At 59.0% G+C, this 19,577-nt stretch carries 15 protein-coding genes and 1 pseudogene; 9 read left to right on the top strand and 7 right to left on the bottom strand.

The genetic code is table 11. The annotated features are described in order from the left end of the window. Positions 1-263: 263 nt before the first annotated feature. The gene (locus tag ACLKMW_RS23280) at positions 264-1,136 is read right to left on the bottom strand and encodes a helix-turn-helix domain-containing protein (protein ID WP_415726915.1); all 873 of its coding nucleotides are present in this window, start codon (positions 1,134-1,136) and stop codon (positions 264-266) included. Positions 1,137-1,345: 209 nt separating this feature from the next. Here ACLKMW_RS23280 and ACLKMW_RS23275 point away from each other — a divergent pair, with 209 nt between their 5' ends. From ACLKMW_RS23275 to ACLKMW_RS23250, 6 genes are all read left to right on the top strand, one after another. After that, positions 1,346-2,401, top strand: coding sequence for an aromatic ring-hydroxylating oxygenase subunit alpha (locus ACLKMW_RS23275; RefSeq protein ID WP_415726914.1), 1,056 nt, complete (start codon positions 1,346-1,348; stop codon positions 2,399-2,401). A 227-nt stretch (positions 2,402-2,628) separates the two neighbouring features. After that, entirely contained in the window at positions 2,629-3,567 is a 939-nt protein-coding gene (locus ACLKMW_RS23270) for a PDR/VanB family oxidoreductase (RefSeq protein WP_415726913.1), read from the top strand. Between the two features lie 156 nt (positions 3,568-3,723). Further along, the gene (locus ACLKMW_RS23265; RefSeq protein WP_415726912.1) at positions 3,724-4,755 is read left to right on the top strand and encodes a BMP family lipoprotein; all 1,032 of its coding nucleotides are present in this window, start codon (positions 3,724-3,726) and stop codon (positions 4,753-4,755) included. Positions 4,756-4,829: 74 nt separating this feature from the next. Next, positions 4,830-6,365 (top strand): ABC transporter ATP-binding protein, encoded by a 1,536-nt coding sequence (locus tag ACLKMW_RS23260; protein WP_415726911.1) that lies wholly within the window; start codon positions 4,830-4,832, stop codon positions 6,363-6,365. Then, on the top strand, positions 6,362-7,429 hold the full coding sequence (locus tag ACLKMW_RS23255) for an ABC transporter permease (protein ID WP_415726910.1): 1,068 nt from the start codon (positions 6,362-6,364) through the stop codon (positions 7,427-7,429). Before ACLKMW_RS23260 ends, ACLKMW_RS23255 begins: the two co-directional genes overlap by 4 nt. Further along, a complete protein-coding gene (locus tag ACLKMW_RS23250) occupies positions 7,426-8,358 on the top strand; it encodes an ABC transporter permease (RefSeq protein WP_415726909.1) in 933 nt (310 codons plus the stop codon). Before ACLKMW_RS23255 ends, ACLKMW_RS23250 begins: the two co-directional genes overlap by 4 nt. A gap of 275 nt (positions 8,359-8,633) precedes the next feature. Here the strand turns inward: ACLKMW_RS23250 and ACLKMW_RS23245 are convergent. The 4 genes and pseudogenes from ACLKMW_RS23245 to ACLKMW_RS23230 all read right to left on the bottom strand — a co-directional run bounded on the left by ACLKMW_RS23245 (position 8,634) and on the right by ACLKMW_RS23230 (position 12,412). Then, positions 8,634-9,113, bottom strand: a pseudogene (locus tag ACLKMW_RS23245) (DUF2848 family protein). Positions 9,114-9,338: 225 nt separating this feature from the next. After that, positions 9,339-9,971: a transcriptional regulator BetI gene (gene betI, locus ACLKMW_RS23240; RefSeq protein WP_415726908.1), complete on the bottom strand. Its 633-nt coding sequence runs from the start codon at positions 9,969-9,971 to the stop codon at positions 9,339-9,341. A gap of 297 nt (positions 9,972-10,268) precedes the next feature. Beyond that, positions 10,269-11,459, bottom strand: a complete 1,191-nt coding sequence (locus ACLKMW_RS23235; RefSeq protein WP_415726907.1) for an aminomethyltransferase family protein — start codon at positions 11,457-11,459, stop codon at positions 10,269-10,271. A gap of 53 nt (positions 11,460-11,512) precedes the next feature. Further along, positions 11,513-12,412 carry a methylenetetrahydrofolate reductase gene (locus ACLKMW_RS23230; protein ID WP_415726906.1) on the bottom strand — a complete coding sequence of 300 codons (900 nt, stop codon included), beginning with the start codon at positions 12,410-12,412 and terminating at the stop codon, positions 11,513-11,515. Between the two features lie 528 nt (positions 12,413-12,940). On the opposite strand from ACLKMW_RS23230, the gene ACLKMW_RS23225 reads away from it, so the two are divergent. The 3 genes from ACLKMW_RS23225 (at position 12,941) to ACLKMW_RS23215 (ending at position 16,600) form a co-directional block, all read left to right on the top strand. Next, a complete protein-coding gene (locus ACLKMW_RS23225; protein ID WP_415726904.1) occupies positions 12,941-13,114 on the top strand; it encodes a hypothetical protein in 174 nt (57 codons plus the stop codon). Next, complete coding sequence (locus ACLKMW_RS23220; RefSeq protein WP_415726903.1) at positions 13,111-14,535, top strand: cytosine permease; 1,425 nt, start codon at positions 13,111-13,113, stop codon at positions 14,533-14,535. Before ACLKMW_RS23225 ends, ACLKMW_RS23220 begins: the two co-directional genes overlap by 4 nt. Before the next feature lie 451 nt (positions 14,536-14,986). Continuing rightward, complete coding sequence (locus ACLKMW_RS23215) at positions 14,987-16,600, top strand: APC family permease (RefSeq protein WP_415726917.1); 1,614 nt, start codon at positions 14,987-14,989, stop codon at positions 16,598-16,600. A gap of 427 nt (positions 16,601-17,027) precedes the next feature. On the opposite strand, the gene ACLKMW_RS23210 is transcribed toward ACLKMW_RS23215, so the two are convergent. Beyond that, positions 17,028-18,116 (bottom strand): 2Fe-2S iron-sulfur cluster-binding protein, encoded by a 1,089-nt coding sequence (locus ACLKMW_RS23210; RefSeq protein WP_415726902.1) that lies wholly within the window; start codon positions 18,114-18,116, stop codon positions 17,028-17,030. Continuing rightward, positions 18,116-19,255 (bottom strand): aromatic ring-hydroxylating oxygenase subunit alpha, encoded by a 1,140-nt coding sequence (locus ACLKMW_RS23205; protein ID WP_415726901.1) that lies wholly within the window; start codon positions 19,253-19,255, stop codon positions 18,116-18,118. The genes ACLKMW_RS23210 and ACLKMW_RS23205 overlap by 1 nt, the downstream gene beginning before the upstream one ends. Positions 19,256-19,577: the final 322 nt, after the last annotated feature.

Below are 19,577 nucleotides of genomic sequence, written 5' to 3'. Positions count from 1 at the left end.
AGACATCAACAAGGGCTTCGAGCTGATGCGCCGCGGCGAAAGCATCAGAAGCGTCGTGCTCTATTAAGAGTGATGCCATCCAGCCCGGCGGAGGCCGGGTTATCAAAACGCCAGGGCGTTTCGCGGGCTCTCAAACCTCCCGGCTTGACCCGCGTGTTCCCAATGCCACGGCGTTCGACCGGCGGCGCGACAAGGGCTCGCTCAGTGCCTCGTCGTGCCGTCGGTCTGCGTGTGGCTGCCGGATCAGATAATTGTTGAGCCGCTCACTTTGTCAGGATTGAATTCAACTCCGGCAGGGCCATGCCATATGCCGTGTCGCCAGCACCCTCGGCGATATCGCTTGCAATGTGGTAACCTTTGTTGGCGCGTACCTCGCTCGGCGACATGCCGAACTGCTCCGATATCTGTCGTGAGAAGTGGAACGGATTCTTGTAGCCGCATTTATACGCGATGTCCGAAATTGGCAGCGCCGTCTGCAGCAACAGAAAATGACCGCGTGCGCAACGCACCTGCCACAGATAGCGGATAGGGGTCACGCCGATATGCTTGCGGAAGGACGAGACCAGATGCTGTGGCGTCACGCCGACAAGTGCGGCGAGCCGATCGATCGTGATCTGCTTTTCGTAATTCTCATCGATGTAGAAGCGCGCGCGCTGAACCGAGCGCGGCGTCAGCCGTTCCTGCTCGGACATCTGCGCTTCATGAAAATAAGCGAGAAAAATCGATTCGCCCAAAGCATTGCGCAGCATGTTGAGGTTGGAGCTGGAGCCGGCACCGAGTTCGACGCCCAGGCGCTGAAGGATTTCGATCCGCTGCGATAGCGGAATGCGCGGCTTCAAAGAGCGCAACCGCACGGCGATCGCATCTGAAATCTCGCCGGCATGCCCTTCGCACCAGCTCACGCGTGTGTTCCGGCCTTCGATGTATTCGATAAACAGGTGTTGCTCGTTGCGGAAGAAGCCGCAACTGCGCGGACCCATTATCGTCTCGGCCTCGTCGCAGAAGACGCGTGCCTTGCCCTCGTGAATAATGAGAAGCGTCACGTAACGGTCCTTCAACGGACCATAGACCCCACCCGCCGGATAAATCGCTTCGCCGAATGAGAAACCGCGTCCGCCATCGATGAATGCTCGCATAGCAAAGATCCCGCTTGCCGATCCGTATCCTTTCGTACCACGGCCGTCACGGTCGTTCAAAGACTAGATGAACCCGAGCTTAACTGCAGATATGCATTCGGACGCTTGAGGCATTCCGTAATAAAGTGGGCTGCGGAATACTCCCTCCAACTCGAAACTACCTCAAGGCGGTTCGGGTAAGCAGCAGGCGCATCCTCGGGAGGGAAGACGTGTTTCTACCAGCGAACAATTCCAACACCAGAAACGACCTCCCGCGCGGCTGCACCTTTTCGGCCAGCGACTGGCATATCCTTGCATCGTTCTGGCATCCGGTGGCGTTCGTCCACGACATCGGCGAACAGCCGGTGCGTGCCAGGCTGCTCGACGTCGATCTGGTAATCTACAGGACGTCCGCCGGTATCACCGTAGCGCGCGACCTCTGCCCGCATCGGGGTACCCGCATCAGCGCCGGCTGGATGGTCGACGACCAAATCGTTTGCCCAATGCACGGGCTGCATTTCGGATATGACGGCGCCTGCTCGAAGATACCGTCAATTGCGAATTCAGAAGGTCGCATTCCGCCCAAGCTCAGGCTTGAAACCTACGCCTCTGTCGAGCGCTATGGCATCGTCTGGGCCTGCCTCAAGCACGAGCCGATCTGGCAACTGCCGGATTGGGAGGGCGTTTCGAATCCCGACTTCAGAAAGGTTTATGTGCCGAACGGCACCTGGTACGCGGCGGCGAGCCGTCATGTCGAGAACTTCAATGACGTGGCCCATTTCCCTTGGGTGCACACAAAGAGCTTCGGGGGCAGCACCGCCGATCCGATTCCGCCATATGACGTCGAGCAGACCGATTATGGCCTGCGTTTCGAACTGCCTTACCACGAAGGCTTCAACCGCTTCGACGACGGCGTCGAGGGTGACGAACGCGATGTCGTATATACCTATGAACTGACCTATCCATTCTCGACGCTGATCAAGATCGCCCCACAAGGCTCCGACTATGTCGTCTATTTCGCCGACACGGTCTGCCCGGTGTCTGCGCGCGAAACGCGCATCTTCCAGCTGATGACCGACTCCACCGGTGAGCCGGACGCAGAATACTGGATCAAGGACTCGCTGCTCATCAATGACGAGGACAAGCCGATGGTCGAGGAGCAGCATCCCGAGGAACTGCCGCTCGATCTGAGCGAAGAAATCCACGTGCCCTCGGATCGCATGTCTCTCGAATATCGCCGGGGCTTGGTCGCGAAATTTGGTCTTGGCGCGCCGATTTCGAGTTGAGCCTGAAGGCCATCGCAACTGGAAATATTAGGAAACGCCATGTCCGACCGGTGTGACGCAATTTTCCTAAGCCGCTTGGGATGTTTGTCCCGTCTTTCGGACGGGCTGCGGACCGCCGCTGCGCAAAGCGCCGCGAAGCAGCCACACGGGCGCTTGTCGTGACCATGGCTGTTCCGATGTCCGGGTTGAGGCCCGCTCGTCCGGCGGGGACCGACGCGAGGCTTCGCTTGCGCGTAGCAAGCAAAAGGGTTTGCGCCGAAGGTATCGCCGCCTTCGACCTAGTGTCGCTGGATGGCTCCGACCTGCCGGCCTTTACCGCCGGTTCGCATATCGACGTATTCCTGCCCGGCAAGCTGACGCGGCAATATTCGTTGCGTAACGATCCGAGCGAACGGCATCGCTATGCCATCGGCGTATTGCGCGAGCCGATGGGGCGCGGCGGATCGGCCTATATGCACGAGCGGCTCGCCGCTGGCGACACAATCGAGACAAGCCTGCCCCGCAACGCTTTCGAGCTCGACGAGACCGCACCCTTCTCATTGCTGGTTGCCGGTGGAATCGGTGTCACGCCGATTATCGCGATGGCTTATCGTCTCAATGCGCTCGGCCATGACTTCGCATTCCACTATTGCGCGCGCGATGCGAAACGCATGGCCTTCCGCGATGAGCTGCAAGCATCGCCCTTTGCCGACAAGGTTTACTTCCACCTGGACGATGGTCCGGCGGAGCAGATACTGGACTTGGGCAATCTGCTCGCACGCCGACCAGCGGGCGGGCATCTATACGCCTGCGGTCCGTCAGGATTTCTCGATGTGATCGTCGCCAAGGCGAAGGCGACGTGGCCAGCGGAAGCCGTGCATCGCGAGTACTTCGCCAACATTTCCACGCCTCCGGCCACTGGTGACATGCCGTTCACCGTCAAACTTGCGCGTGACGGCCGCAGTTTCGAAATCGCACCTGGGCGAAGCATCGTCGAAGTTCTGGCCGAAAACGGCTTCCTTGTACCGGTCTCTTGCGAGCAGGGCATCTGCGGCACCTGCGTGACGCGGGTCGTTTCAGGCGAGGTCGATCATCGCGACCTGGTGCTGACCGACAAGCAGCGCGCCGACCACATCACACTGTGCTGCTCACGCGCGCAGACCGATGAACTGGTGCTGGATCTGTAAGGACAGGAGAGCTCGAACGATTGGAGTTGAGCGGCAGCAAGCTCGAAAATCGACGGTCTACGGGCGGGGCGAAGGAGGCGCCTGTCGTAGAGCGAGATGCAACTGCCCGGAGACGAACGCAACCAAAATAACAATACCGGTGGGAGGTAGAATACTATGTTCGCATATCTTGCCAGAAGGCTGGCGGTGCTGGCGGCGCTTGTCGTTGTCACCGTCTGCGGCAGTCCTGAAAGGTCCTTCGCGGCCGATCCGGACAAGCTCAACATCGCCGTCATCCTGTCGGCCGGCATTGAAAGTGGCTGGGACGGTACGCTGATCGAGGCACTTGAACGCGTAAAGGCCGCCAAGCCGCATGGGCTCGATATCACCTGGAAATACACCGACCCGCTATGGGGCGACGATGCTGGCGATGCGATGCGGTTGTTTGCCGAAAGCGGCGAATACGACATCATCTGGGCGCACAGCACCTATTCCGACCAGGTGAAGAAGCTGCGCGAGGAGTTTCCCGAGGTCCTCTTCGTAGTGGTGGGCTCCGGAAACGAAGGGCTCGGCGGTAATCAGTACTGGGTCTATAAGCGCGTGCATGAGCCGGCTTATCTGCTTGGGTATGTCGCTGGTAAGCTCACCAAGTCAAACAAGCTCGGCGCGGTTGGAACTTTCCCGGCCGATGACATCAACGATGAGATCAACGCTTTCTTCGCGGGCGCCAAGGCCGCGAACCCAGCAGTCGAGCGCAGCGTCGCCTTCATCCAGTCCTGGTACGATCCCGCCAAGGCCGGCGAATACACCAAAGCCCAGATCGCCACGGGGGCGGACCTCGTCTTTCAACTCACTGGCAACTTCAAGCCTTGCGAGGAAGCCAAGATCCTGTGTTTTGGCAACTTCCAGGACCAGCAGTCCTTCTCTCCCTCCACGGTGCTGTCGAGCGCGCTGGCGCAGTGGGATCCCGATATCAAATGGATCGTGGACGAGTGGTGGGCTCACAAGGCTGAGGGGGAGCCTTACGCCGGCAATACGCAGAAGCACTGGTTCTCGATGAAGGAGGGTGGCGCCGCCATGGCACCCTTCCATGATCTCCAGGCGAAGGTGCCGGAGAAGGTCCAGGCCGAGGTCGAGGAGTTCAAAACCAAGATATTGGCTGGCAGCTTTGAAGTGCCCTTGGACGTGTCCGATCCCAAGGCGAAGTAAGTCGCCGCCAACTTCTGCCGCAACGGGCGACTTCCCGTGGCGGTTTCCGCCTCACAGCTTCTGGAAGAACAGCCATGTCCACAGCCTTGCGTGTCGAGGGTTTGACCAAGCGTTTCGCCGGAGTCACCGCCAACGACAACATCGACTTCGACCTTCGCGCCGGTGAAATACACTGCCTGTTCGGCGAGAACGGCGCCGGCAAGTCGACGCTCTCGTCCTGCCTCTTCGGCCTGTACCGTCCTGAAAAGGGCGAGATATTCCTCGGAGATCAACCGGTCCACATCGCTTCGCCAATGGATGCCATAGGTCGAGGCATTGGCATGGTGCATCAGCATTTCGTGCTGGTGCCTGAATTCACCGTGCTTGAGAACATCATTGTCGGCACCCAGCGCTCGGGATGGCGGCTGAACGCTGCCGAGGCTCGGCAAAAGATCGCAGGCATATGCGAAACCTACGGCATCGACCTCGATCTCGAAGCCTATGTCTGGGATCTTCCTGTCGGCCGTCAGCAATGGGTCGAAATCCTCAAGGCGCTCTATCTCGACGCCCAAATTCTGATTCTCGACGAGCCGACGGCAGTGCTGACGCCGGGCGAATCTCGCATTCTGTTCGACATCGTCCGCAAGATGTGCGCGCGCGGTATGTCGATCATCCTGATCACCCACAAGCTGACGGAAGTCATGCAGTCGAACAGAGTGACGATCTTGCGCAAGGGCAGGGTGGTTGCAACACTCGACACATGCAGGACGACGCCGGACGAACTGGCACGGTTAATGGTCGGCCGCGAGGTTTCCTTCACCGTGGAAAAGCGCGAACTGCAACCGGGAGAGACGGTGCTGGCCGTCGAATGTGTGTCCGCTCGCGGCCATTGGGGCGAAACGGTGCTCAGGGACGTTTCGTTTTCAGTGGCGCGACACGAGATCCTGGGCATCGCCGGCGTCGCCGGCAACGGGCAGAAGGAACTGTTCGAAGTCTTGTCCGGCGTACGCAGGCCCGCATCCGGCACGATAAGGCTCAAGGGAGAGGAAGTGGCGGGCATGTCGCCACGCTGCATGATGGATCGCGGGGTGGGGCATATTCCCGACGACCGCTTCCGCGAAGGGTTGGTGCCCGAATTCAGCGTCGCCGAAAACATCGTGCTTGGCTGGCAGCGAAGCCCGAAATATTGCAAGGGCCCGCTGATGGATCGCCGGGCGATCACCGATCTCACGCGCTCGATGATTGCAGACTATCAGATCGCCACCCGAGACGAACATGTGGTGGCGAGAAAGCTGTCGGGTGGCAACGCGCAGAAGATCATCATCGCCCGTGAATTCCTGCATGCATCCGGTCTCGTGCTCGCCAACCAGCCGACCCGCGGCCTTGATGTCGGCGTGATCGAATATGTGCAGACACAATTGCTCAGAAAGCGCAGCGAGGGCTTTGCCATCGTGCTCGCCTCGGAGGAACTGAGCGATCTGTTCAACCTCGCGGACCGCATCGCCGTGATGTTCAAGGGCGAGATCATGGGCATCGTCGATCCCAAGAAGACAAGTGTTGCCGAGGTTGGCGTCATGATGGCCGGCCGCCGCGAAGAGGCGGTATCACGCAAGGAAAGGGTTCCGGCATGATCCGCTTCGAACGCAGATTGGAGGCGGACGCGCTGTGGACCGCCACTTGCTTCATCATGGCCATAGCTGCAGGGCTCGCGGTTTCAGGCGCACTTCTCGCAACGACCGGCGCCGATGTTCTCCAGGTCTTCGGCGCGCTGCTGCAAGGTGCCGCGGGATCGCCCAAAGCTCTTGCGACGACGCTGGTCAAGGCGACCCCGCTGATCCTCGCCGGACTTGCCACCGTCATCGCCTTCCGCGCCCAGATATGGAGCATCGGCCAGGAAGGCCAGGTGTTCGCCGGCGCCATGGGTGGCTATCTGGGTGCACAGCTGCTCGCGGGCTTGCCGCCGCTGTTGTTCTTCCCCGGTGCGCTCGCCTTTGGCATGGCGGCGGGAATGTTCGTGGGCTGGCTTGCCGCCGTCCTGCGTAACCGCTTCGCCGTGAACGAGATCATCTCGACGGTGATGCTCAACTATCTAGTCATCTATCTTCTGTCGTGGCTGCTGCAGGGCGGGCTGTGGGGCGAAAGCGGCGGCACAGTTTCCTACCACCAGTCGCCAACGCTGCCCGACGAAGCTTTCCTGCCGGGGCTGCTCGGTAGCGGAAGGCTGCATGCCGGCGTGCTGTTGCCCTTCCTCGCAGCCGCCATCTGTGCGCTTGTTCTGGCGCGCACGCCGCTCGGCTACGAGATCCGTGGCATCGGCTACAATCCGGTGGCGCTGCGTCACAAGGGTGTCAATATCAGCCGGACCGTCACGGTAATCATGATGACAAGCGGTGCGCTCGCCGCACTTGCCGGTGCGATCGAATTGTTCGGCGTCGCCCATCGATTGCGCGCGGACAATCTCGTAGGTCTCGGCTATGCCGGTATCATCGTGGGCATGATCGGCGGGCTGAGCCCTGCCGGAACGGTGCTTGCCGGCCTGTTCTTTGGCGGGCTTGCGAGCGGCGCGGTCTACATGCGTGTCCTTGGCGACGTGCCGGCCTCGCTCGTACCGGCCATGCAGGGCATCACCCTGTTCTTCTTTCTCTGCGCCGGCGTACTGGCGCGCTATCGTGTCGTGAAGGTTGCCGTCCAATGAGCCAGTTGTTTCAGGAAGCGATCCTCATCAGCATCTTCGCCTCCACCGTCCGATTGATGACGCCGCTGCTGTTTTCCGCGCTCGGTGAACTCATCACACAGCGGGCCGGCATCTGGAACATGGGCGTTGAGGGCACGATGCTTACCGGGGCCTTCACCGCCTATATCGTCGCCACCGCGACCGGCTCGCTCTGGCTTGCCGTGTTCGCCGCTATCATTGCCGGCGCGCTGATGGGGCTGATCATCGCATTTCTCACAGCGACGTTGCGGGTAGATCACTTTATCGCCGGCCTCGGCCTCAATCTGTTGGCCGGCGGGCTCACCCTCTATTGGTTCCAAAGCTACATCCAGGGCCGTGCCCAGCCGACCTTTTCTGGATTCCAGGACGTAGAGATACCGGTGCTCTCCGACATTCCATTCATAGGGCCGGTGCTGTTCTCCCAGCGGGCGCTCACCTATCTCGCAATTGTTGCGGTCCCGATGGTCTGGTTCCTGCTCTACCGAAGCCGTTATGGGCTGGAGCTACGTTGCCTTGGTGAGAACCCCAAGGCTCTCGATGTCAAAGGCCTGAGCGTCTCGGCGCGCCAGTATGCTGCCGTCATGCTCGGCAGCGCCATGACCGGACTGGGCGGAGGTTTCCTCATGCTCGGCTTCTCCGACCGCTTTCTCGCGGATTTTACTGCCGGCCGCGGCTGGATTGTCATCGTCGCCCTGATTGCGGGCAACTGGAAGCCCAAGGGCGTGCTGGTTGCGGTCACCGCCTTCGCCTTTCTGGAATCACTCGCCACACACCTTCAGGTGGTCGGCGCGCAAGTCCCGCATCAGCTGCTTCTGGCCCTTCCCTATCTCGCCTCCATCGCCTTGCTCATGGGGTTTCGTTTCCGCAGCGGGCAACCGGCGCGATTGGGTTTGCCGTATGCAAGGGAGTAATTAACCGACGGGGAGCATGTTCGTTTGTTTTGCCCTTAACGGCATCTGATTTCGATGCTGGAAACCGCGGCGTACTGGGCCAGGTGGACGAAATATATCCCTGCCGTGAATTTGCAACACAACCCGCGGCAGGCCGTCGAATCAGAAATCTTTTCTGGAGCATCGGGCCGAAAAGAGGAATTCGATTTTCGGATAATACGATGCTCCAACACAAAGAAATAGATCGACAATATGCGTTCGTCACGACGCACGTCGATCTAGTCTAGATAAGCTACTCAGAACCGTTCACGTGACAGTGTGGTTAGATCGTAGGCATGCCGTGTCCGGTTCAACACAGGATCTTCAAGTTCCATTTCCAACGGCGACGCGGGCCGGATGCCGCCCTTTGCTGGTGGTGTCCCGCACATGAACGCAGTACCTGATGGCAGGGAACGCAGGTCTTCCAACAACTTGCCGAGAAGAATGTCGGGATGCAGGATTTCTCTGAGGCTATCTTCCTGCTAAAGCATACGCCGGCCCGCCTCGACGATGTGGCTGCGCAGGATCAGTCTTTCCCAATGCCCTGTCACCTCGTTCAACAGCCACAAATCCCTTCGCACAGGCTTGGAACAGAGCTGTTTGGGACAGGTTGATGTCAATGGTTCGGCCTCGCGGTCCGTATGGTCGGAGCCGACGCCTAGCCAGATCCCGTCTGAGAGGAACAGCAGTAGCGACTCCACCTCATCGCTGACGTCGAGCCGGCACTCACAAGCCATTCGGTAACATGACGGCTAAGGCCTCGATCACTTTCAATGCAAGCCCGGGATGGCGGCCGAAGGCGACTCACAAGCGGTGGATCAGGAACTTCCCCTCGGTCGGGATGCCCAGCACAACCGTGCCCTCCGCCCCACAAATGGCGCACTCCGGCCGGAATTCAGACCGATTGTCGGTTTGGGCGGACGAAATCGGCGAGACAGTTTACATCAGTAAGAAATAAAAACCTAATCGTTGCCAATTAGCGAGGTTCGGGCGGCGAGATGGAGATTCTTCTGCCACGCCATCTGGATTCGGGCTTCGATGACCTGCAGTGCCATGCGGTGCGCGCGGGCAACGTCGAACTCGCCCTGGCGGTGGGCGAACTGAAGCCAGAAGCCGTAGGACAAGCATACGACGGTTTCGGCGATGTCGTCGGCTTCCTCTTTTGCGACGATATCCTTGAGTGAATTGGTCAGATACTTCCGCAACTGGTAGTCGCATATGCGCTGCATGCGCTCGAACGTCGGATCGTAGGGCACGCGGCTCCAGAAATAGAGCCACGCCGAGACGGCGGTCGGCGACACTTGCGACGGCGCGAAGTTGCCGTCCACGATCGCGACGATCTCATCGATCGTGTTGGTCGCCTGCCTGCGCCGGTCGCGAACCTCCCGTAGGAGGCTGCCAACCAGGTCCGACATCGTGTCGGCTATCAATGCTTCCTTGGTGCCGAAATAGTGGGTGATGATGCTCGTGGCTACACCGGCCTCCACGGCAATCTTCTTGAGCGTCAGGTCGTCAATGCCGTCGCGATGCAGAACGAGATAGGTTGCTTCGATCAATTGCTTTCGGCGGATGGGCGCCATGCCCAACTTTGGCATTTCAAATATTCCTCATGCGCAATCAGGTTGCGGTAACATATCGCGACACCGATGAAGCATAGAATCCGTCGGCCCCCTGCCTGCGGTGTATACACAGGCAATATACGGTTTCGCGCAATAGCTCCAGTGGCGCGTCAGAATGCCTTGAATCGAAGCCGTTCGCGCGAGGGCGCCGGCGTGCCGCAATCATAGGTCGGCACAAAAAGATGCGGACTGCAGACGGCGAGCGATACGCCACCTGCAGTCCGGTTCAACCTAGAAAGCATCAGCCGGGCTGCGCCAAGCCGAGGCCGATCATCATTCGGCCGCGTGCTGGACCGGGATGCTCGGCTCAAGGCCGCGCGGAATCTTCTTTTCTTTGTCGTAGAGCGGCATGTCGTCGAGCACGGCGGCATGCGATTTGCAGTCCCGGCAGAGCACTTCTACCGCCGTTCCCGCGGCCATGGTGCTGTCGAGGCGGACGATGGCGACGCCCTGCTTGAGATAGGGCGACCATGAGCCAGCGGTAACGAACCCGACCTTCTTTCCACCAACTGAAACGGCGCCAAGCCGGACCGGCTCGCCGCCCGGGCACTTGAGGCCGACGACACGGTTTGAGCCGGTGGCCTTGGCCAGCGCCGCCTTGCCGATGAAGTCGTCCTTGCCGAGGTCCACGAACGCGCCGAGGCCCGCCTCGAACGGGGTCATGGTCTCATCCATGTCCGAACCATTATTGAGGATTCCGCCCTCGATGCGGCGGATGTCCATGCTGTCGAGCGCGCAGATTTCCATACCGTGCGGCTTGCCCGCGGCGAGGAAGCGTTCCCACATCGCCGCGCCGTCGAACTTGCCGCCGTTAGGCAGGGTGTAGACCTCGAAGCCCATCTCGTTCGTCCAGCCGGTGCGCGAGAGGATCACGGGTTGGCCGCCGATGGTGGTTCTGGCGACGGAGAAGTATTTGAAGTCGGCTGGCACGCCGGTGTCGCTCAGCTTGGCCAGGATGTCGAGCGATGCCGGGCCCTGGATCTGCGTGACCCAGGAATCCGGATCGGAGATCTCGACATCGAGGTCCTGCGAATGGGCTATGAACCAGGAGAAGACTCCACCGTCAGCCTGGACATACCAGTAGGTGTCTTCCTCCAGCCGCATCAGCACGCCGTCGCACAGGATGGTGCCATTGGGATAGCAGAGCAGACCGTAGCCGGCACGGCCGGGCTTTAGCTTGGCGCAGTCGCGGGTGAAGACGCGGTTGCAGAACTTGGCGGCGTCGGACCCGCTGATCTGAATCGGACGCTCTCCGGTGTCGAAGAGACCGGCCTTGGTGCGCAGCGCCCAGTAGCCGTCGAGGCGGTCGATCTTCTGCGACACCGGCATCAGCCGGTTGTTGTAGACGCAATATTTGGCGCCGTTGGCAATGTGAAATTGCGAATAAGGTCCGCGAATGGTGCCGTAGTCCCAGCCTGGCTCCTCATGGGCCGAGACGACGAGACGAGTAAGATTGCCTGTCATGAAAGTTCCTCCTTTTGGCGACAGATGGAATGATGAATTGCAGCGGCAAAGCCCTAAATGGCTGCCGCAATGCTTCGCTCTTCGGCGGAAGCGCGTTTCGACTGCAGCGATTTCAGCCATTCGGCGGTGCGTTCGAAGCTCCCGAACGGATAGAAGTGGACCGACCGGAACATGGGATTGCCGGCTCGATGTACGCCCTTGGCGAGTTCGAAGAGTGTGTCTTCCGGAGAGAACGCCGTAGCGAGTTTGAAGGCGCGTCCAGCATTCCTGGTCAGCATTCCAAGCGAAGCGCCGACGCCGCAATCCTTGGCAAAGCGCAGCAGTGTGGTCATCTTGGCAAGGCCAGGCAGGCCAACATCGACTGGGATACCAGGCATTGTCGCCTCCACGAAGTCCGCATGCCAGGCAAAAAGCCGCTCGGTATCGAACAGAAACTGTGTGGTGATCGACACTTCGATTCCGGCCTTGGAGGCATATTCGCATTTGTCGATCAGTGCATTGTGAAGCTCATCGCGGCTCACAACAGGATGACCCTCAGGGTGACCTGCCAGACCGACGGCCTCGATGCCATGGTCCTCGAGCATTCCGGTCCGCAGTACATCCAGCGATGCCGCATACGGCCCTGAGGGGCGCGCAGTGTCGCCGCCGATCAGCAGCACGTCCTTGACGGCGGCGCGTGAGGTCAGCGCGCCCAGGAAATCTCGCAGTTCGTGATGACTTTCAAACCGCCGCGCAGGTATATGCGGCACTGGAATCATGCCTTGACGGTGAAGCTTCTCTGCCGCGTCGACAATCTCGCTTGTCGAGCCGGAAGTGTAAGCAACGTAAACGCGTGTGCCATGCAAAAGATAGTTCCGAAGATCGTCAATCTTCTGCACGTCTTTCGGGAGCGCTTCTATCGAGAAATTCTCGACCAGCTTCCTGCTAACCGCTTCTATATCTCTCCTTTGCATCGATAAATTCATATTTCCTCCCCGTTTTCTTTCGGTGTCTATGGGTGAAGTCACATTTGATCGACAATGCCGCGCTTAAATAGTATCATTATACGATAATAGCAAGTCCATTTTTACGAACTTCAGCCCAATCCGGCGAAGACAACCAGCGCGGGTGTGGTTCCAGGTTCTGCGAATTGACTGGGCCCCCGCTCCTTAGCCGAAGAATAAAAATGTTTAATAACAATTGATTAATCATCTAGATCGCTCTTTTATCCGGCCTGCGCGATCCTGCGCTCGCCGCCCTGATGAAAATCACTTCCGGCGGAGTCCCCGCCGAAAGGTCGCGCATGCGCATGCGTTCCGACAAAAATGCCTTGTTGATGTTGTACAATAGTACTATAATCTTTGCCTGACGTAGGCGAGCGAAATCAAGGAGGAGAGAGACCTTTCAATCCCGGAGCCTTGGCTAGCGAACTGCGTAATTTCTCTGAAGCAAGGCTTGCTCCGTAATCAATCATAAGAAACGCATGGGCAAAGGAGAGGAAAATGGGAGTGACACAGGGTGAAACGATCGCTGCAGAGAACAGCGATCTCGATCGCAAGATAGATTTTCTGGCTTTCGAGCCAGCAGGGACGGATTTGACAGATTTTGACTTCAAGATGCTTGCGCTGACCGGAATTGTCGCGCCGGCCCTGCTCTTGCTTTGGGGGTGGGCATGAGCGGCTCAGGCACAAACGTCAACCTGGATCAAGCGATCGGTAGTCTGCCTGTTCCACTGTCGCAGCGTAACTGGGGCGGACTGCTTGCCGGCGCGGTATCGATCACCGCAGGCGTCGCCACCTGGTCCTTCGTCGTCGGGGGATTTACCGCCAACTATGTTGATGCGCGGATGGGCACCGCCGCAATGCTCGCCGGCGGATTGATCTCGCAGTTCCTCATCAGTCTGGCGCAGATTCCGCCCGTTACAAAATACGGCCTCGAAACGGTGACCACGACCAAGCCGCAGCTGGGCACGCGCGGCTCCGCCTTTGCGCTTTTTGTGCAGTATCTGACGCTGATCGGCTGGAATTGTGTGCTCATCATCTTTCTCGGCCGCGCCATCGGTGCATCGCTTGTGCAACTGGGCCTGATCACAGCTGAGATTCAGGAGGGGGTCGCGACAGCGGCAGCCGTTCTCACCACGTTCGGCATATGGGTCTTGCTGCTGATGGGTGCCGAAGGGCTCAAATACACTGGCGTTGTCGTCGCCATCGGCATCTTTGTTATCGGAACCTGGATGTATGTGCTGCTTGTTCAGACATATGGCGTTTCGGCGATCGCAAGCGCCAAGCCGGTGGCGCCGCTTCCGCAAGGCAGGCTGATGAACTACTCGGTGGCGCTCGAGGTGCTGCTTGTCTCAACGCTCGGCTGGTGGGCCTATATGGGCAGCATGTTTCGAATGGTCGGCACGGCCAGCAAGGCGATCTATCCGTCGATGGGTTCGCTCGGCCTCGGCTGGGCCGCTGTCGGGCTGATCGGACTTTACGCGGGGCTTGTCGTCGGCCAGCCGGATCCGACGGTGTGGATCGTCGAGATAGCAGGCCCCGTCGCGGGCGTCGGCGTTTTGACGTTCGTCATCCTTTCGAATTTGGGCTCCGCGCTTGTCGGCGCCCACGCTGCAACTCTCGGCTTCGGGCAGCTTCCGGCAGTCGCCAGGAATTTGTCCTGGGCCTCCAAGACGTTCGCAGTACTCATTCCGATGTTCATCGTCGAAATGTTCTTCTCCACGGCGTTTTACGACAATATCGGTACGTTCATGGCCTTCATCGGCATCTTCATTGCACCGATCGTCGGCGTCCAGATTGTCGACTGGTTCGCGTTCAAGCGCATCCACCGGCTGCACGTTCCCTCGCTGTTCAGACACGACCGACGCTCCTGCTACTGGTACCTCGGCGGCTTCAACATCGTTGGAATGCTGTCCCTGGCGCTTGGCGCGCTGACCTACGTCCTGCTGCTTGATCCGGTGACCTTTGTGCCAAACTCGGACATTGTCCAATACACCACGGCTTCCCTGCCGTCTGTCGTGGTCGGAGGTCTTGCCTACTATATCGGAATGCGGCTCTTCGGCGACCTGGATCCGGAAGCCCGCTTGAAGCAGTAGGCGCTGAAGGGTTCCGATTGCCTGCTCCGCCCAGGGAAAGTGCGCCGTAGCAAGCAATTCATTGGCGCGACCAAACCAAGGTGGCGGGCGATGCCCGGGAATGTGGCCGGCACCAGGTGAGATTGCCGGTCGCCTCCTCCGCAGCTCGGATAATATAGTTCCATCATACGATGAATTCTGGACGGCGGTGGATCGCTTCACGTCACCTGATAGCCATCGATACGACACTTCACAGATGGATAACAGTAATTGCAAGTGCCTTAGCGTGCCGCTCTCCGCTTGCCACGTAAAACGTTTTTGCCAAAAAGCTCATTGTATATCGTACAATGATACGATAAAAAGCAGCCGCGGTCCGGGAGGCCGTTTCAGCACACGTTCTGACGAAGGACTAAGCCGATCTCGCCAGCGGGAGAAAGCTCAAGCCGCGCGGGCCTCGGGAGGAGGAATGCATATGACAGATATCGCCATACACGCGCCGGCGAAGGAGGATCACCGCCTGATCCGATCGCTGACATGGGTTGATGCTTTCTGGGTTACGAGCGGCGTGCCGGCTCTGGTTTTGTTCACCATCGGGCCGATCGCCGCAACGGCCGGGAACGCGTCGGTTGCAGTTTGGACCGCCTCAATTCTCATGGGCTTCATCCAAGCCTTTACCTATGGCGAAATCGCCAGCCTGTTTCCGCACAAGTCGGGTGGCGCGTCCGTCTATGGTGCGATCGCCTGGGTGCGCTATAGCAAATTGCTTGCTCCCATTTCGGTGTGGTGCAACTGGTTCGCCTGGTCGCCGGTTCTGGCCATCGGTGTCAGCCTCGGTGCGGGTTACATCCTCAGCGTCCTTTTCCCGGCCGACTCGGTCGTGAATAGTTGGCAGCTGACCTTGGTCGATCTGGGGTGGCTGCGCACCGGTCTCACCTTGCGCGTCAACGCGACGTTCCTGCTCGGACTCGTCCTGATGCTGATAGTCTTTGCCATTCAGCACCGCGGGATTCTGTCGACGGCACGCCTACAGAAGATCTTTGCCGTTTCGTCGCTGCTACCGTTGATCCTTATCGGCATCGTGCCGCTGATCACCGGCGATGTCGTATCTTCAAACTTCACTCCGTTCGTTCCGCTCACGCACGATGCTGCCGGAAACGCCGTCAATGGTGCTTGGAACTGGCAAGGCGTGGTGGTCATCGCAGGCAGCATGCTGATGGCGGCGTGGTCGACTTATGGCTTCGAAACGGCTGTTTGCTATACGCGCGAATTCAAGAACCCGGCTGCCGACACGTTCAAGGCGTTGCTCTATTCCGGCCTGTTCTGCCTTGCCATTTTCACGCTCATTCCTCTTGCCTTCCAGGGTGTTCTTGGTCTCTCCGGAATGCTGGCACCAGACATCTATAGTGGCATGGGGGTTGCCAAGGCGATGGCGGCTATGGTCCATGCCGGCGGCATAATGACCAACGTGATCGTGGTCATGCTGGTTTGCACGCTCCTTTTGTCGATCATGACTGCAATGGCCGGTTCTTCGCGCACGCTCTATCAGGGAGCTGTCGACGGCTGGCTTCCGCGCTACCTTGACCATGTCAACGAGCATGGCGCCCCGACACGTGCCATGTGGACGGACCTCGGCTTCAACCTGATTTTGCTACTGCTCTCCGACGTTGTGTTCATTCTCGCGGCCTCGAACGTCGGTTACATCATCTTCATCTTCATGAACCTCAATTCGGGCTGGATCCATCGGATCGACCGCAAGAACTGGGCTCGCCCGTTCCGCGCACCGAACTGGCTGCTGGCTGCCGGAACATTCCTCGCCTATGTGAACCTCGTGTTCCTCGGCATGGGCGCTGACATTTGGGGCGAGGGAACGCTCCTCACAGGCCTATTTTTCGCCGCCTTGATCCTGCCTGTCTTCGTTTTCCGCCACTACATCCAGGATAAAGGACATTTCCCGGAAGCGATGAAGGAAGACATGTATCTGGGCCATGAAGAGGGCGCCTCGACAAAGGCCGGGATCCTTCCTTTCGTGGCGTTGGCGGCCGGCTGCGCGGTCGTGGCGATCTCGCACTGGCTGGCAACTTCCTAACCCGTCTTTCGCCCAATTGTGCCGGCGCGAGATAGTGTTCGCGCCGTCACAGGATTACGGAGGTCAAATTCGGCCGCCGTGGAGCACGGATGTGGAGCTAAGGACTAACGCATGAACGCACCGAACAAGCGCTCATCTTTTGCGGCCAGGGTGCCGCTTTCGGACGCAACAATCTCCCGAAAGGGGTTGCCTGCAACTTCCTGCGGACAGCTGATAACCGATTTCCTTGTGCTTATCCTGCCAAGGTTCTCGCAGTTCTGCCCGTCGTCGCTGATCGGTCCCTTACGGCTCCAATTCGAAACTCTTTGGAAAACATGCACACCGCCCGCAGGGCGTTCGGCGTCGTGATAATACCTGCCGGTTTACCGTCGGAAAGCCAGCCCCAGTTTTTGACGGGGCACAGAGACTCGCCTCTGCTCGCCATGACCTAGCTCGCGATTTTTTCTTCTTGGCTTACGAAGGAATCCGCATGGCAGTTCTCGGGCAGAGTGCCCATCCGCGTGACAAACCTCTGACAGGCGCTCACCAATCCCGGCGGACCGCAAGTATACACTTTGGCTGAACAAAAATTCAGGGAGATCTTTTCCATAAACTCGATGACATTTCCTTGATATTGCGCATGTCCATTGACCGGATCGAATACTACCGGGAAGAAGTTGAAGTTCGAGTGTTCTTCCGACAGGCGCTCCAGCAACTCTCCGAAATATAAATCGCGCTCCTGTCTTACGGAAAAGAAAAGGTTTATCTCGCGTCCGGGCAGTGTCGCCAGGCACTCCCGCAGGATAGACATCGCGGGCGCCAGCCCGGTGCCGCCTACGACAAGCATGATGGGCCCCGAGTGCTCCTTTCGCAGATAGGCGTTGCCGAAGGGCCCGCTGAGAAGGAAGTGATCGCCGGTTCGGCTGCGTTCGAAGATGTGCGCACTGACATGTCCACCCGGGCGCGAGCGGACGTGGAACTCCAACTCAAGCGAACCGGGACGGTTGGCGAAGGAATATTCGCGCGGCGGCAGGCCAGGCAGGCTCAGCATACCAAACTGTCCGGCCGCGAACTGTATTGCCGTGCCATCGCGTGCAATAGCCCGCACGACTGCCACGTCGTGAGTTGCGTGTTCGATATGCGAGATTGTGCATTCCACCTTTCGTGGCGTGTATTCGAGAGCATCGTCCTCGAGAAACGCCACCTCGCAATCGGAAACGGGACAGGCGCGGCAGGCCAGGATAATGCCGGCCGCCCGGTCGGTTTCGCTTAGCGCAAGCGCGTCGTAAGCCCGGTGCTTGACATCACCCGAAAGAAGTTCGGTCTTGCAGGCAGAACAGGTGCCGGAACGGCACGCATAAGGATAGTCCAGCCCCGCCTTCAGCGCGGCATCGAGAATGGATTGGCCATCCTTCACATCGATCGTGCAGTCGAACTGACGTATCGATACTCTATGGGCCATCTGAGCGTCCTGATTTGTCAATGGGGTTAAATACCGGCGACGAGCGTCGCCGGTAGCGTCGAGCAATCGTTTCATCAACGGTTTGCGGTCATCGCCTTGTAGTAAATCGACTGGAAATGATGGATGCCGTGCTCGCTGTTGGAGGTGCGATCCTTGTCGATGACAAGCCGGCCCTGGCTGTAGGCCTTCGAATGAAGACCGCGCTGGACACTTTCGACCAGACCGATATCCTCCGGCTGAAGGACGTTCTTTATGTAGTCCATCGCCGCGAGCTCCTCCTCGTTGGGGGTCTCGTCTTCAAGGAAGAAGTCCCAATGCTCGAAGGTCGTCTCCGGGCCGGTTGGCATGATGTGCATGAATGACAAGTTGCGGCGGCCGGGGAAAACGTTGAAGGTCAGGTTCGGCCACAGGAACCAGGCGGCATACATCAGCTGATTGCCCTTTTTGGTGGCGTCGAACTTGTAGGCGGAGTTGTCTTCGCGCGCCGGCGCGATGTGACTGGAACAGATGCCGTAGTTCTTCGTGCGGTAGATGCCGTGGTCGAACAGTTCGACCAGAGCCGGATGGGCCGGCGGGCAGTGGTAGCACTCCTGGAAATTCTCGACGACGTTCTTCCAGTTTGCCTTGATTTCAAAAGTGAGTCGGCCGGCGAACTTCAAGGTTTCGGGGGTGTCGACATAGCGGCGCACGTCATCCCCGAAGCCGCCGGACTGCACCGCAAGCGGAACCGCGTCGAGATCGATGTTGACCCACACGAAGCCAAGGAAAATTTCCACCTTGACCGGCTTTAGACAGAACTCTTCGGTGGCAAAGCCGTCCACGGTCTCCACGATCGAATTCGTCCGCAATTTGCCGTCAAGTTCATAGGTCCAGGCATGATAGGGGCAGACGATCATGCGCGTCTTGCCCTCGCCGCTCAGCAACTGGTGGGCGCGGTGCGAACAGACATTGTGGAACGCGCGAATTTCCCCGTCGCGACCGCGAACGATGGCGATGTTCTGGTCGCCAATTCGCGTCGTGGTGTATGAGCCCGGCGCCTCTAGTTGATTGGCGGCACAGACAAAATTCCAGGTTTTGTAGAAAATTGCCTCTTTCTCGACCTCAAAGACCTCCGGGTCGTAGTAAAGATTGGCGGGAAGCGTGTAGGAGCGGCTCGCATCATCGGGGTTGAAGCGTTCCAATCCAAAGAATTCCTGGTCGTTTTTTTTCAACATTGGGTTCTCCTCCTGTTCAAGTTCGTCGCCACTCAGCGGGCGGCGCACCTCGGCGCTGTCGGAAGTGTGGTTGCATTACCGGACCTGTCGCAATGGTGCCCGTTGGCACCAACGAACGATCTGTAGAAGGATGATGAGGTCCGGACTGAAGATGTCGCGCCCGGATATCGACCCGGACGCGGCTGGATGTCGGATGACCTCGGCGCCAGCGCGCCGCAGCAAGAGCATCGGACCGAAAAGTGGAATTCGATTTTCGGCTCGATCCGATGCACGATCGAAGAGTTAGCTGTGAGCGTCCTTTGTGCGTCCGTTCGGACGCACG

The organism is Borborobacter xinjiangensis, from assembly GCF_047739745.1.
Classification (GTDB): Bacteria; Pseudomonadota; Alphaproteobacteria; order Rhizobiales; family Rhizobiaceae; genus Pseudaminobacter.
The sequence above is the reverse complement of the archived record's forward strand: the minus strand, read 5'-3'. Positions and strand labels throughout refer to the sequence as shown.